Source organism: Streptomyces sp. NPDC008121, assembly GCF_042957155.1.
Taxonomy (GTDB): Bacteria; Actinomycetota; Actinomycetes; order Streptomycetales; family Streptomycetaceae; genus Streptomyces.
In genome coordinates this window covers 776,166-789,792 of sequence record NZ_JBIBHT010000003.1, presented here as the reverse complement: position 1 = coordinate 789,792, position 13,627 = coordinate 776,166, and the positions used below count along the sequence as shown (strand labels likewise).

Below are 13,627 nucleotides of genomic sequence, written 5' to 3'. Positions count from 1 at the left end.
CCGTGTGGCACCCGTCACAAAATGGGTGGGCGGCGGGGGCCCCGCGTCCCTAAGCTGGGGTGGCAAACGCCCGAATCGCTGGGAGAACCACATGCCAGGCGCGATCTATGCCGAGGGTCTGGTCAAGACCTTCGGTGACGTACGAGCACTGGACGGCGTGGACCTCGACGTCCCCGAGGGCACGGTCCTGGGTCTGCTCGGCCCGAACGGCGCGGGGAAGACGACCGCCGTACGCGTCCTGACGACGCTGCTCCAGCCGGACAGCGGGAAGGCGGTCGTCGCCGGGATCGACGTGCTCAAGCACCCCAACGAGGTCCGCCGCTCGATCGGCCTCTCCGGCCAGTTCGCCGCCGTCGACGAATACCTGACGGGCCGTGAGAACCTCCAGATGGTCGGCCGGCTCTACCAGATGAACGGCAAGCGGGCCAAGGAGCGGGCGGGCGAGCTCCTCGAACGCTTCAGCCTCGCGGACGCGGCCGACCGCCCCGCCAAGACGTACTCCGGCGGCATGCGCCGCCGGCTCGACCTCGCCGCGGCCCTCGTCGTCTCCCCGCCGGTGATGTTCATGGACGAGCCGACCACCGGCCTCGACCCCCGCAACCGGCAGGCGCTCTGGGAGGTCATCCAGGAACTCGTCGCGGGCGGTACGACGCTGCTCCTGACGACCCAGTATCTGGAAGAGGCCGACCACCTGGCCCACGACATCTGCGTCGTCGACCACGGCAAGGTCATCGCCCGGGGCACGGCCGACCAGCTCAAGGCCCAGACGGGCGGCGAGCGCGTCGAGGTGGTCGTCCACGACCGCGGGATGATCGACCCGGCCCGCGACGTCCTCGCCCGCTACGGCCTGGCCGGCACCGGCCACGGCGAGGTCTCCGTCGAGGACCACACCCGCAAGCTGACCGTCCCCGTCACCGGCGGCGCCAAGCTGCTCGCCGAGGTCATCCGCGACCTCGACGCCCGGGGCGTACGGATCGACGACATCGGCCTGCGGCGGCCCACCCTCGACGACGTCTTCATCTCCCTCACCGGCCACGCGGCCGAGCTGGCGGACGAGGAAAGCGGCGAGACGCCCCAGGACGCCAAGGACCGCAGAAAGAGCCGGAAGGAGGCGGCCAAGTGACCGCAGTCACGGACAGCGCCCCGCACCGCAAGACCCCCGTCCCGCGGGGCGGGATCGTCCAGTCGATCAGCGATTCCCTGGTCGTCGCCCAGCGCAATCTGATCCGGATGACCCGGATCCCCGAGATGATCATCTTCGGCCTCATCCAGCCGATCATGTTCGTCGTGCTGTTCAGCTATGTCTTCGGCGGCTCGATCAGCGTCGACGGCAGCCTGTCGCCGGAGGCCTACCGCGAGTTCCTGATGGCGGGCATCTTCGCCCAGACGGTCACCTTCGCCACGGCCGGCGCGGGCGCGGGCATCGCCGACGACATGCACAAGGGCCTCATCGACCGCTTCCGGTCCCTGCCGATGGCCCGCGGGGCGGTCCTGACCGGCCGCACCCTCGCCGACCTGGTGCAGACGGCCCTCACCCTCGTGGTCCTCGCCGTCGTCGCCCTCCTGGTCGGCTGGCGCACCCACGAGAACATCGGCTCGGTGCTGGCGGGCTTCGCCCTGCTGCTCCTCCTCGGCTACGCCTTCTCGTGGATCGGAGCGCTGATCGGCCTGTCCGTGCGCACCCCGGAGGCGGCCACCTCGGGCGGCCTGATCTGGCTCTTCCCGCTGACGTTCATCTCCAACGCGTTCGTCCCGTCCGAGAACATGCCGACGTTCCTGCGGACCATCGCCGAATGGAACCCCTTCAGCGCCACGGTCCAGGCGGCCCGTGAACTCTTCGGCAACTTCCCGCCCGGCTACCAGGCGCCGGACGCGTGGCCGATGCAGCACCCGGTCTGGGCCTCGATCATCTGGTCGGTCCTGATCATCGTGGCCTTCCGCACCCTCGCGGTCCGCAAGTACCGCTCGGCCACGGCCTGACGGCCCCGGGCGCCCCGGACACCCGGGGCGCCCGGAACCGAGAGCACCCTCAGGGCGCGTAGCCCGAGACCACCACGCCGTCGGCGAGGCCGATGAAGAGGGCCCCGCCGGCGGCGACCGCGCCGGTGGCGATCGACTCGCCCTCCACCGCCGCCCCTTCGGGCCCGTTGTACACCCGGCGGTCCGCCCCGCCCGGAGAGGCCGCCGGGTCGTTTACGGTCACCGCGGAGACCGCCGTCCGCGTCCCGGAGAGCAGCCGGTCACCGACGAACGCCACCCACTGCCCGCCCGCCTCCCCGCTCCACCGCTCGGCACCGGTCTCCAGGTCGTACATCGCGAGCCTCGTGCCGTCGCTCAGCGCCACCACTCCCGCCGAGCTCACCGCGGGCCGGGCCGTCACCAGCATGCTCCGCCCGAGGATCCGCTCGCGCCGCAGGGTGCGGGCGTCGAGCACCTCGACCCCGGGCTCCCCCACCCGCGGACACAGCACCCGCCCGGCGCGGACGACGATGTCGTCGGAGCAGCTGTCGAGCCCGTCCGCCCGTGCCGTCCGCCCGCCGCCGCGGGCGTCCAGCGCGAGGACCGTGCCGTTCCCGGGGACGTACACCTGCCCGCCCGCTGCCACGGGGGTCTCCGGGAAGACGTCGACAGCCGTCCGCCACCGTTCCTCCGGCACGCCGCCGGCCAGCGAGACCGCCGTCACCAGACCGGCCGGCTTCTCGAAGTCGGTGCCGTCCATGTACGTCGTGTACAGGACGTCACCGCGCAGGTCCGTCCCCTTGACCGCGTACGCCCCGCCCGGCGCCGCCAGCCGCCCCACCTCCTCGCCGTCGCTCAGCCGGTACCCCACGAGCCCGTCGGGCCCGGTCATCCAGGCGACCTCCCCGACGACCGCCGGGTACTGCCCGCCGGTCAGCGGCGCGGAACCCCTCGACGGCTTCGACCACGCCTTCTTCCCGTCGGCGGAGCGCAGCGCCACCGCCGCGCCCCCGTCGCCCGAGCACACCAGGAGCTCCGGCCCCACCGCGCACGGGCCGACGCCCGCGTCCACCGCCGTGGCCCACGGCGACCAGCCCGCCGGGCGGGACTCGCGGTCGGAACCGCCCGCGCCGAAGTCCCCGGTCCGCCCCTCACCGCCGTAGGGCTGGATCACCCGGTCGAGCGCCACGGGCCCCGCGCCGGCCGACGGCGACGTACCGGTCGCGCCTCCGCCACCGCCCGGCGTGTCCCCGGCCGAACCGGCCTGCCCGTCCTGCCGGTCCGCGAACACCACGCCCACGGCCGCCAGGACGGCCACCGCCGCGACCCCCGCCGTGATCCGCCCCCACCGCGTGCGCCGGCCCTTCGGCCCCGCGCCGGCCGGCCGGTACCCCGCCGCCGTAGGGGAGTACGGGACCGCCGGGCCGAGGGTCGGCAGATCCGCCACGCCCGTGCCCGAGGCCGCCGCCTCACCGATCCGCCGCGCCGTGTCCCCGTACTCCGCGAGCAGGGACAGCACCCCGCCCGGCCACGGGAACACCCTCGGCACCTCGGCGCCCAGCAGCCCCACCAGCTCGGCCGCGGACGGCCGGTCGGCCGGGGCGAGCCGCAGACACGCGCCGATCACCCCGCGCAGCTCCTCCGGCACCCGCTCCAGGTCGGCCTCGGCCTGGGAGACGCGGTAGAGGACGGCGGCCACGGGCCCGTCCCCGAAGGGATCCTCGCCGGTCGCCGCGTAGCAGAGCAGCGAGCCCAGGCAGAAGACGTCCGAGGCGCCGGTGACGGAGCGCGCGCCGGCCACGTGCTCGGGGGACATGAAGGAGGGCGTGCCGACCATCATCCCGGTCGCGGTCATCGTCGTGGCACCGCCGTTACGAGCGATGCCGAAGTCGATCAACCGGGGCCCGTCGACGGACAGCATGACGTTGCCCGGCTTGAGGTCGCGGTGGAGGACACCGGCGCCGTGCAGGTCGGCCAGCGCCCGGGCGATCCCGGCGCCCAGCTCCCGAACGGTCGCCACCGGCAGCGGACCGGTGCGGCGGACGGCCTGGGAGAGGCTGGGACCGGGGACGTACGCCGTCGCGAGCCAGGGCACCTCGGCGTCCGCGTCTCCGCCGACCGGCGCCACGGCGTACGCGCTCCGCACCATCGCCGCGACCTTGATCTCCCGCCGGAAGCGCTGCCGGAAGGCGGCGTCGCCGGCGAAGTCCCGGCGGACGGTCTTCACGGCCACGAACGTGCCGTCCGCGCCCGTCGCGCGTGCCAGGAACACCTCCCCCATGCCGCCCGCCCCGAGCCGCGCCATGACCTCGTACGGACCGATCCGCCGTGGCGCTCCCGCGCGCAGTGGCCCCAGCACCCTGCCATCCCCCCAAGTCACGACCGACGCGACCGCCACCGTCGGTCATGACAGGGTCACGACTGACGCGACGTCAGCACGGCATCATCGCATGGGCACGCAGCGTGAAGGGCCGGACCCCTCGGGGGGTCCGGCCCTTCACGTGCGCGGAGACGGGTCAGCCGGTGTACGGCTTGGCGCTGAGGATCTTCACCGCGGCCTTCTTGCCGTTCGGCAGTTCGTACTCGGCGTCCTCGCCGGCCTTCTTGCCGTTTACGCCCACGCCGAGCGGGGACTGCGGGGAGTAGGTCTCGATGTCACCGCTCGCGTACTCGCGGGAGGCGAGCAGGAAGGTCATCGTGTCGTTCTCGTCACCGTCGAACGCGATCGTGACGACCATGCCGGGCGCGACGACGCCCTCGTCGGCCGGGGCCTCGCCCACCTTGGCGTGCTCGAGGAGCTGGGTGAGCTGGCGCACCCGGAGCTCCTGCTTGCCCTGCTCCTCCTTGGCCGCGTGGTACCCGCCGTTCTCGCGCAGGTCGCCCTCCTCGCGCGCCGCGGCGATCTTGGCGGCGATCTCGGTTCGCGCGGGACCAGACAGGTACTCCAGCTCGGCCTTGAGCTGGTTGTACGCCTCCTGGGTGAGCCAGGTGACGTTGTCGCTGGTCTGGGTCACGGGTGCTCCTCGTAGGTACCGGGAATACAAAGCATCGCCCTACCCGGAAGGATGTTCCCTCCTGAGTGGGCGAAACCACGAGCCTAACAATTAGTGGCGAAAAGGGGGAGGACAAAAACCACAGGGATGGGATCACCCCAGGTCAGGCCCCGCATCGAAGCCCGACACGCCGCACGCTCCCTACCCGCTGCTACCGGGCCGTACACCCGACCAGCTCGGCACTGGTCGCCCGCGCGGTGGTGCGCACGGACCACACGCGGTCGACGCGGTCGCCGGCCTCCTCGACGCGGACGTCCTTGCGGCCGACCTCGGCCCCGTCCTCGGAGCGCGAGCGCAGCGTGCAGACGCCCCGCGCGTCGGTGTCCTTGCGGATCTCCAGGTGCACCTGCACCTCGGTGTCGCTCACCACATCGAACTTGATCATCTCGGCGCTGATCTTGTTGTCGGCGACGTAGTACCAGGCGAACCAGCCCAGCAGGCCGAGGAAGAGCGCTCCGAGCACGGCGCCCGCGATCCTGAGCGTGCGGTCGGCGCGCTCGTCCGCCGAGCGGCCGTAGCGCCCTTCGGGCCGCTGCTCTCGAACCGCGCTCATGATCTTTACCTCTCGCCGCCGGGGCACCCGGAATTTTCCGCCCCCCGGTTCCGTCACTATAGAGACCTCCCTTCGCGACCGATCACCCGAGGACCGAGTCTTGACTGAGCAGCTGCGACTGATGGCCGTTCACGCCCACCCCGACGACGAGTCGAGCAAGGGCGCGGCCACGATGGCCAAGTACGTGTCCGAGGGGGTGGACGTCCTTGTGGTCACGTGCACGGGCGGCGAGCGCGGCTCCGTCCTCAACCCCAAGCTCCAGGGCGACCCCTACATCGAGGCGAACATCCACGAGGTGCGCCGCAAGGAGATGGACGAGGCGCGCGAGATCCTCGGCGTCCGGCAGGAGTGGCTGGGCTTCGTCGACTCCGGCCTTCCCGAGGGCGACCCGCTGCCGCCGCTGCCCGAGGGCTGCTTCGCCCTGGAGGACATCGACAAGGCGGCCGGCGAGCTGGTGCGCAAGATCCGTTCCTTCCGTCCGCAGGTCATCACGACCTACGACGAGAACGGCGGCTATCCCCACCCCGACCACATCATGACCCACAAGATCTCGATGGTGGCCTTCGAGGCCGCGGCCGACACCGAGAAGTACCCGGAGGCGGAGTTCGGCCCGGCGTACCAGCCGCAGAAGCTCTACTACAACCAGGGCTTCAACCGGCCCCGCACGCTCGCCCTGCACGAGGCCCTGCTCGCCCGGGGCCTGGAGTCGCCGTACGGCGAGTGGCTGGAGCGGTGGAAGGACTTCCAGCGCGCCGAGCGCACGCTGACCACCTACGTCCCGTGCGCGGAGTTCTTCGAGACCCGCGACAAGGCCCTGGTCGCGCACCGTACGCAGATCGACCCGGACGGTGGCTGGTTCCGCGTCCCGATGGAGATCCAGAAGGAGGTCTGGCCGACGGAGGAGTACGAGCTCAGCAAGTCGCTGGTCGATACCTCCCTCCCCGAGAGCGACCTCTTCGCGGGCATCCGCGACAATGCCTGATATGAGCGCACACCTGGCACTGACCCAGCTTGTCCCCTTCGCCGCCGAAGAGCTGGACAAGAACAAGGTGACCCCCGGCGTCCTCGGTTTCGTCGTCTTCGCCGTGATGGCCCTGGCCGTCTGGATGCTGATGAAGTCGATGAACCGCCACATGGGCAAGGTCTCCTTCGAGGAGGCCGCCGATCCGGCCGCCTCCGCCCCCACGGCGGAGAAGACGGCCACGCGGGAGTAGCGGCTCCCCCGACCTGACACGAGGGCCCCGGGCACCCGGGGCCCTCGTGGCATGCCCGCCCACTGATCACCGGGCCCTTCAGCCCCCCGGCCCCCCGGCGACCCGCCGGCGCCTCCCCTTCCTCGGGGACCCCTCTTCCGGGAACACGTGTCCTGCCGACCGCGCGCCCCGACGAGGAGCCGCGGCCCGCGACCGGCCCCCCGCCCGTGTCCCGCCCGCGTCCGGGACGGAAACGGGCCGGACCGAACGGCTGCCCCTCGACATCGCGTCCGATGGCGTTCATCTGCCGAATAGCGCGTCCGGGTGAGGCTCCGGAACCAATCCATTTTCCGGCAGTTGATCAGCATGCTTCGGTAACGGAGCATTCCAGGGCCCTCCAGCTCAAGAAGGAAATCTCGTGATCAAGAAGGTTCTTGCCACGGCGGCAGTTGCGGCCTCCGTTGTCGGCGTCTCGGCGACGACGGCGATGGCGGCGGGCGACGAAGGCAACAGCGCCAACATCATCGGCAACTCGTCGAAGCAGGCGATCGGCAGCAACTCCACCGGTGGCTACATGAGCCCGAACTTCGGCCTTGTCAACGGTGGCGTTCTCCACTGCTTCGACATCCAGAAGGTCCAGGCCCAGGTCCCGGTCGGCGTCATCGCCATCCCGGTCGCGGTTCAGGACGTCATCGGCAACGACATGTCGAACCAGACCTGCACCCAGAACTCCGTGCAGCAGACCGGTGACGACCCGCTGTCGAACCTCCTGCGCAACGTCCTGGCGGACAACGGAAACGTCGGCGGCTGACGCCAGCATCTCCGCTGAAGCGGCCCCGCTCCTCGCATATCCATTGCGAGGGAGCGGGGCCGCTCCCGTTTCCCACCCGGCCACGGCGCGGGCCCCGACCCGCCCGAACCCGCCCACCCCGTGGCGTAGAGGCACGGCTCCGCCGAGTGCGCAAGGATTGGGGTATGCCGAACAGACTGGCCCATGAGACGTCCCCCTATCTCCTGCAGCACGCGGACAACCCCGTCGACTGGTGGCCGTGGTCGACCGAGGCGTTCGACGAGGCGCGCCGCCGGAACGTCCCCGTCCTGCTCAGCGTCGGCTACAGCAGCTGCCACTGGTGCCATGTGATGGCCCACGAGTCCTTCGAGGACGACACCACCGCCGCCTATGTCAACGAGCACTTCGTCGCCGTGAAGGTCGACCGCGAGGAGCGCCCCGACGTCGACGCCGTCTATATGGAGGCGGTGCAGGCGGCGACCGGTCAGGGCGGCTGGCCGATGACGGTCTTCCTCACCCCGGACGCCGAACCGTTCTACTTCGGCACCTACTTCCCGCCCGAGTCCCGCCACGGCATGCCGTCCTTCGGTGACGTCCTCGACGGCGTCTCCCGCGCCTGGACCGAGCGCCGCGACGAGGTCGACGAGGTCGCCGGGAGGATCGTCAAGGACCTCGCGGGACGGTCGCTGGCCTACGGCGGCGACGGCGTCCCCGGCGAGGAGGAGCTGGCCCAGGCGCTCCTCGGCCTGACGCGGGAGTACGACGCGACCCGCGGCGGCTTCGGCGGCGCGCCCAAGTTCCCGCCGTCCATGGCGCTGGAGTTCCTGCTGCGCCACCACGCCCGCACCGGGGCCGAAGGCGCCCTGCAGATGGCCGCCGACACCTGCGAGGCGATGGCCCGCGGCGGCATCTACGACCAGCTCGGCGGCGGTTTCGCCCGCTACTCGGTGGACCGTGACTGGGTCGTCCCGCACTTCGAGAAGATGCTGTACGACAACGCCCTGCTCTGCCGGGTGTACGCGCATCTGTGGCGGGTCACCGGCAGTGAGCTGGCCCGGCGGGTCGCGCTGGAGACCGCGGACTTCATGGTGCGCGAACTGCGGACCAACGAGGGCGGGTTCGCCTCCGCGCTCGATGCCGATTCCGACGACGGGACCGGGCGGCACGTCGAGGGCGCCTACTACGTGTGGACGCCGGAGCAGCTGGCCGAGGTGCTGGGCGAGGAGGACGCGCGGTTCGCGGCCCGGTACTTCGGGGTCACCGAGGACGGGACGTTCGAGGAGGGGTCCTCCGTCCTTCAGCTTCCGCCGGGGGAAGGCGACGCGGCCGTGGCCGGTGCCGAGCGGGTCGCCTCGGTCAAGGAGCGGCTGCTCGCCGCCCGCGAGCGGCGCGAACGGCCCGGACGGGACGACAAGATCGTCGCTGCCTGGAACGGGCTGGCCATCGCCGCGCTCGCCGAGACCGGTGCCTTCTTCGACCGTCCCGACCTGGTCGAACGCGCCACCGAGGCCGCCGATCTGCTCGTACGCCTCCACATGGGCGAGGGCGCGCGGCTGACGCGTACCTCCAAGGACGGGCAGGCCGGGGCCAACGCGGGCGTCCTGGAGGACTACGCCGATGTGGCCGAGGGTTTCCTGGCGCTCGCCGGGGTCAGCGGGGAGGGGGCCTGGCTGGAGTTCGCCGGGTTCCTCCTCGACATCGTCCTGGACCAGTTCGTCGCCGAGGGCGGCGCGCTGTACGACACGGCCCACGACGCCGAGAGCCTGATCCGCCGGCCGCAGGACCCGACGGACAACGCGGCCCCGTCCGGCTGGACGGCGGCGGCGGGGGCGCTGCTGTCGTACGCCGCGCACACCGGCTCGGAGGCGCACCGCGCCGCGGCCGAGGGAGCGCTCGGGGTGGTGAAGGCGCTGGGGCCGCGCGCGCCCCGGTTCATCGGCTGGGGGCTGGCCACGGCGGAGGCGCTGCTCGACGGGCCCCGTGAGATCGCCGTCGTCGGCCCCGCCGGCGAGGGGGACGGCGCCGGAGCGGCCCGTGCGCTGCATCGGACCGCGCTGCTGGCCGACGCGCCGGGCGCGGTCGTCGCGTTCGGCACGCCGGACAGCGACGAGTTCCCGTTGTTGAAGGACCGCCCGCTGGTGGGCGGGGCGGCCGCCGCGTACGTCTGCCGGCACTTCGCCTGCGACGCGCCGACGACCGACCCGGCGGAACTGGCCCGCTCGCTGGCCCGCTGACGGGAGTACGGGGAGCCGCCCCGGCGACCTCTCTTCGGAGGACCGCCGGGGCGGCGTCGTGTCAGGGGGCGCAGAGCAGCGAGGAGCCGCCGGCCGGCCGGTACTCGCCGAGTCCCTGCGGGATGGTGCTCGTCGGGGTGGTGGCGGGCGCGGGCAGCGGCCGGTCGGTGCGCAGCCGCTCGAAGATCTCGGCGGCCTGCCGCTCGTTCCAGGCGACGGTGGAGCCCACGCCGTCGACGGTCTTGAAGCCGCTGACGGGGACGGTCGCGAACTCCGTACGGGACGGGGGGAGGTGTCGCAGCCGGGTGGCGAGCGTCAGCATGTCGGTGACGGAGAGTCCGCGTTCCACCGTCGCCGTACCGCGCAGGGTGGACGCGAACGCCCGCAGCGCGCCGGGGTCTCCGAGCAGGTCGGTGCGTACCTTCCGCAGGGTGTTGACGAAGAACTGCTGCTGCTTCTGCATGCGGCCGAAGTCCATCTTGCCGTCCGCGCGCCGGGACCGGACGTACTGCAGGGCTTCGCCGCCGCCGACCCTGGTGGTGCCGGGGGCGAGGTCGAGCCCGGTGACGGGGTCCTTGAGCGGCGCCTTGGTGCAGACGGGCACCCCGTCCTTCAGGCGGTCCACGCCGTCCATGAACCGCCGGAAGTCGATCTCGAGGTAGCGGTGGACCGGAGTGCCCGTCATCCGTTCGACGGTCTCGACGGTGAAGGCCGGGCCGCCCTCCGTGTGGGCGGCGTTGATCTTCGCCTGGTGGGCTCCGTGTTCGGCGCCGGTCCGCTGGTCGTGGTGGCCCGCGCGGAAGGAGGTGAGCGAGTCGCGGGGGAGACTGACCACGCTGACACGGTCGTTGGCGGCCGAGACGTGCACCAGCATCAGCACGTCGGTGCAGTCGCAGCCCTTGCCGCCGAGGCGGTGCTTCGCCTTCTCCTGTGGGGTGACGCCCTGCCGGCTGTCGACGCCCGCCACCAGGATGTTGAGCCCGCCGGCCGGGGCCGGCAGGGGGGCGGGGGCGGCGGCGAGGGCTCCGGAGCCGAGGGCGAGGAGCGCGGCCGAGGCGAGCGCCGCCCGCCGTGGACGGGTCGGTCTTTTCCTGAGGGACACGGGCGGACACCACCGGGGCTCGGGAATGGGGGGATGCGCGCACGGTAAATCGAAAGCCGTCGCACACAGGTACGCGACGCGACATGGGCGGGAGGAATCACTCTCCTGCGTGGCCTGTGGAATGATTGGGGGACCGCAGTGGATGGGAGGGCGACGATGGCACCCGATCCCGGAAAATGGGAGCGGATGGCCTTCATTCCGAAGAGCCGTTACGTGGCGGACCCGCCACCACCTGCCGACCGGGGTCCATTCCCCGTCTATTCCTCGATGGTGCAGCGCTGGGCCCGGGCGGGGCGTACGGTACCGGGAATCCCGGACCAGGAGTGGGAACGGCTCACGACCACCCCGATCTGGCCGCGCTGAGTTCCGCGGCCGCCACGGCCTTCGCGGGGGTGCGGCGGTGAGGGCGACCGTCGCGGGGAATGTGCGGCGTACGGCCGAATTCTGTGAGCGCGATGGAGTGAAATAGGAGTCCCGGCGAGTAGCCGGTTTCCTTTGTGCGGCATGGTCGTTGTCATGTGTGCAGCGGAGGCCGGGAGCGGCAATTGCGCCCGTGCATCACGAAATCCGTGAAGTGTCTTCCGCCGCGGAAAGGATCCAGACGAAATGATGGGCAAGAAGGCTGCGGTCGTCGTCGCCGGAATCGTCATGGCCATGGGTGCGGCGTCGCCCGCCTTCGCCGACTCGGAGGCGCACGGTGCGGCCATCGGTTCGCCGGGCGTGCTCTCGGGCAACGTCATCCAGGCGCCGATCCACATCCCGATCAACGCCTGCGGCAACAGCATCAACGTCATCGGCCTGGTGAACCCGGCCTTCGGCAACACCTGCATCAACGCCTGACACCGCGCGCCCCGCAACGGGTGCGCTCTGAGGGGCCGGCTCCCCGAGACGTCCACGACGTCGCCCGGGGCCGGCCCCTTCCCGTGCCCGGGATTGCAAGGGCGACACGGCTCGCGGTGCCCCAACCGGGCAATGAAATACACCAATGGACTACGGATCAGATCATCTTCGCGTTCACGGTCGGGTCATTAGGAATACTTTCTGAAGATCAGACTGACGGACCATCAAATGGTGCTGGACGTGAAGGAGTGGCCATGGGCGACCGGAAGCGGAAAATCTCGAGTGCGTGGCTGGGGGTGTTCACCGCCGGTCTCCTCGCATCGGGCTCAGTCGTGCTGTCCTCTCCCGCTTTCGCCGCCGAATCCGCGACGGGCAGGGCCAAGGCGCCCGAACCGGCTCTGTCCCACGCGATGGGGGCGTTCCTCGAATCCGGCCCCGTCGGCGTCAGCCGGATCGCCCAGTTGGAGCGGTGGCTCGGCGGACGCGAGCTGCGGGTCGGTCACACGTACCTCCCCGGCGACCTGTGGTCGAACATCGAGGGCCCCCCGGGCTTCCTGAACGCCTGGGCGGACTGGCGCAACCAGCGGGAGGACCGGCTCTTCGTCCTCAACGTCCCGATGCTGGAGCGCAACGAGGCCGGTGTCTCCGACCACGAGGTCCGCCGCCAGCTCCAGCTCGGCGCGGCCGGCCACTACGACCACCACTTCCGTACGCTGGCCGAACGCCTGGTCGAGATGAAGGCGACGGACACCGTCATCGTCCTCGGCTGGGAGATGAACGGCGTCACCTACACGCACCGGTGCGCGCCCGACCCGACCGCGTGGAAGAAGTACTGGAACCGGATCGTCACCGCCATGCGTTCCGTTCCCGGCCAGAAGTTCCGTTTCGACTTCAACCCGAGCCGGGGCACGGACGCCATTCCGTGGACGGAGTGCTATCCCGGCGACGATGTCGTCGACATCATCGGCATGGACTCCTACGACCAGCCGCCGGGTTCCCGTTTCGACCAGCACGTGAACGAGCCGTACGGCCTGAAGAAGCAGGTCGAATTCGCGGCCGAGCACGGCAAGGAGATCTCCTACCCGGAATGGGGGCTCTTCCGGAACGGCGACAACCCCGAGTACATGCGGCGGATGCTCGAGTGGATGGACGAGCACCAGCCGCTGTACCACACGATCACGGATTACTGCCCGCACGGCGTCTGGCAGTGCGACAGCAACCCGAAGGCCTCGGAGGTCTTCCGGCAGATGCTGTACGGGAACGCTCCGGAGGCCCCCGAGACCCCGTCCGGTCCCGACGCGCCCGTACCCCCGGAGATCCCTGAGATCCCTGAGATCCCGGAGGCGCCGGAGCCGCCGGAGGTGCCCGAGGTCCCGGAGTGGCCCGACTTCCCGGAGTGGCCCGAGTTCCCCGAGGACCCGGACTTCCCGGACTTCCCGGACCCCGACATTCCGGAGGACCCGGACTGGCCCTTCCCGGCGGAGCCCGTCGTCCCGGAGCCGGCGGACCCCGACGTACCGAAGACCCCCGAGCCCAAGCCGGAGCCTGCGCCAGAGGTCCCGCCGAAGACGGAGCCCGCACCTGAGGTCCCGCCGAAGGTCGAGCCGAAGCCTGAGGTTCCGCCCAAGGTCGAGCCCAAGCCCGAGCCCGCACCCGAGGTGCCGCCGAAGACGGAGCCCGCACCTGAGGTCCCGCCGAAGACGGAACCCGCGCCCGAGGTTCCGCCCAAGGTCGAGCCCGCCCCCGAGGTCCCGCCGAAGACGGAACCCGCGCCCGAGGTTCCGCCCAAGGTCGAGCCCAAGCCCGAGCCCGCGCCTGAGGTTCCGCCGAAGACGGAACCCGCGCCCGAGGTTCCGCCCAAGGTCGAGCCCGCCCCCCAGGCTCCTCCGAAGCCCCTGCCCGT

At 71.4% G+C, this 13,627-nt stretch carries 11 protein-coding genes and 1 pseudogene; 8 read left to right on the top strand and 4 right to left on the bottom strand.

Features of this window, described 5'->3' with window-relative positions:
* Window positions 1-91 precede the first annotated feature (91 nt).
* Both ACFZBD_RS13600 and ACFZBD_RS13595 read left to right on the top strand, forming a co-directional pair.
* A complete protein-coding gene (locus tag ACFZBD_RS13600) occupies window positions 92-1,123 on the top strand; it encodes an ATP-binding cassette domain-containing protein (RefSeq protein ID WP_391139515.1) in 1,032 nt (343 codons plus the stop codon).
* A complete protein-coding gene (locus ACFZBD_RS13595) occupies window positions 1,120-1,980 on the top strand; it encodes an ABC transporter permease (RefSeq protein ID WP_391139514.1) in 861 nt (286 codons plus the stop codon). The genes ACFZBD_RS13600 and ACFZBD_RS13595 overlap by 4 nt, the downstream gene beginning before the upstream one ends.
* A gap of 49 nt (window positions 1,981-2,029) precedes the next feature.
* On the opposite strand, the gene ACFZBD_RS13590 is transcribed toward ACFZBD_RS13595, so the two are convergent.
* The 3 genes from ACFZBD_RS13590 to ACFZBD_RS13580 all read right to left on the bottom strand — a co-directional run bounded on the left by ACFZBD_RS13590 (window position 2,030) and on the right by ACFZBD_RS13580 (window position 5,565).
* Complete coding sequence (locus ACFZBD_RS13590) at window positions 2,030-4,318, bottom strand: protein kinase (RefSeq protein WP_391139513.1); 2,289 nt, start codon at window positions 4,316-4,318, stop codon at window positions 2,030-2,032.
* Window positions 4,319-4,475: 157 nt separating this feature from the next.
* Complete coding sequence (gene greA, locus ACFZBD_RS13585) at window positions 4,476-4,973, bottom strand: transcription elongation factor GreA (protein ID WP_391139512.1); 498 nt, start codon at window positions 4,971-4,973, stop codon at window positions 4,476-4,478.
* A gap of 190 nt (window positions 4,974-5,163) precedes the next feature.
* A complete protein-coding gene (locus ACFZBD_RS13580; protein ID WP_391139511.1) occupies window positions 5,164-5,565 on the bottom strand; it encodes a DUF4307 domain-containing protein in 402 nt (133 codons plus the stop codon).
* 100 nt (window positions 5,566-5,665) lie between these two features.
* Between ACFZBD_RS13580 and mca the strand changes: the two genes are divergently transcribed.
* The 4 genes from mca to ACFZBD_RS13560 all read left to right on the top strand — a co-directional run bounded on the left by mca (window position 5,666) and on the right by ACFZBD_RS13560 (window position 9,782).
* Window positions 5,666-6,547, top strand: coding sequence for a mycothiol conjugate amidase Mca (gene mca, locus ACFZBD_RS13575; RefSeq protein ID WP_391139510.1), 882 nt, complete (start codon window positions 5,666-5,668; stop codon window positions 6,545-6,547).
* Entirely contained in the window at window positions 6,540-6,779 is a 240-nt protein-coding gene (locus ACFZBD_RS13570) for a hypothetical protein (RefSeq protein ID WP_391139509.1), read from the top strand. The genes mca and ACFZBD_RS13570 overlap by 8 nt, the downstream gene beginning before the upstream one ends.
* Before the next feature lie 397 nt (window positions 6,780-7,176).
* Window positions 7,177-7,569: a rodlin gene (locus ACFZBD_RS13565; protein ID WP_391139508.1), complete on the top strand. Its 393-nt coding sequence runs from the start codon at window positions 7,177-7,179 to the stop codon at window positions 7,567-7,569.
* A 164-nt stretch (window positions 7,570-7,733) separates the two neighbouring features.
* Entirely contained in the window at window positions 7,734-9,782 is a 2,049-nt protein-coding gene (locus ACFZBD_RS13560; protein ID WP_391139507.1) for a DUF255 domain-containing protein, read from the top strand.
* Between the two features lie 61 nt (window positions 9,783-9,843).
* Here the strand turns inward: ACFZBD_RS13560 and ACFZBD_RS13555 are convergent, their stop codons facing one another.
* On the bottom strand, window positions 9,844-10,884 hold the full coding sequence (locus ACFZBD_RS13555; protein ID WP_391139506.1) for an LCP family protein: 1,041 nt from the start codon (window positions 10,882-10,884) through the stop codon (window positions 9,844-9,846).
* Window positions 10,885-11,493: 609 nt separating this feature from the next.
* Here ACFZBD_RS13555 and ACFZBD_RS13550 point away from each other — a divergent pair.
* Window positions 11,494-11,724 (top strand): chaplin family protein, encoded by a 231-nt coding sequence (locus ACFZBD_RS13550; RefSeq protein WP_391139686.1) that lies wholly within the window; start codon window positions 11,494-11,496, stop codon window positions 11,722-11,724.
* A gap of 254 nt (window positions 11,725-11,978) precedes the next feature.
* Window positions 11,979-13,124 (top strand): annotated as a pseudogene (locus ACFZBD_RS13545) (glycoside hydrolase family 26 protein); the annotation flags it as partial.
* Between the last annotated feature and the right edge of the window lie 503 nt (window positions 13,125-13,627).

Excerpts from the sequence above, each read along its gene's own strand:
- ACFZBD_RS13600 (WP_391139515.1), top strand. The coding sequence starts at position 92 with ATGCCAGGCGCGATCTATGCCGAGGGTCTGGTCAAGACCTTCGGTGAC.
- ACFZBD_RS13580 (WP_391139511.1), bottom strand. The coding sequence starts at position 5,565 with ATGAGCGCGGTTCGAGAGCAGCGGCCCGAAGGGCGCTACGGCCGCTCG.
- ACFZBD_RS13570 (WP_391139509.1), top strand. The coding sequence starts at position 6,540 with ATGCCTGATATGAGCGCACACCTGGCACTGACCCAGCTTGTCCCCTTC.
- ACFZBD_RS13560 (WP_391139507.1), top strand. The coding sequence starts at position 7,734 with ATGCCGAACAGACTGGCCCATGAGACGTCCCCCTATCTCCTGCAGCAC.
- ACFZBD_RS13550 (WP_391139686.1), top strand. The coding sequence starts at position 11,494 with ATGGGCAAGAAGGCTGCGGTCGTCGTCGCCGGAATCGTCATGGCCATG.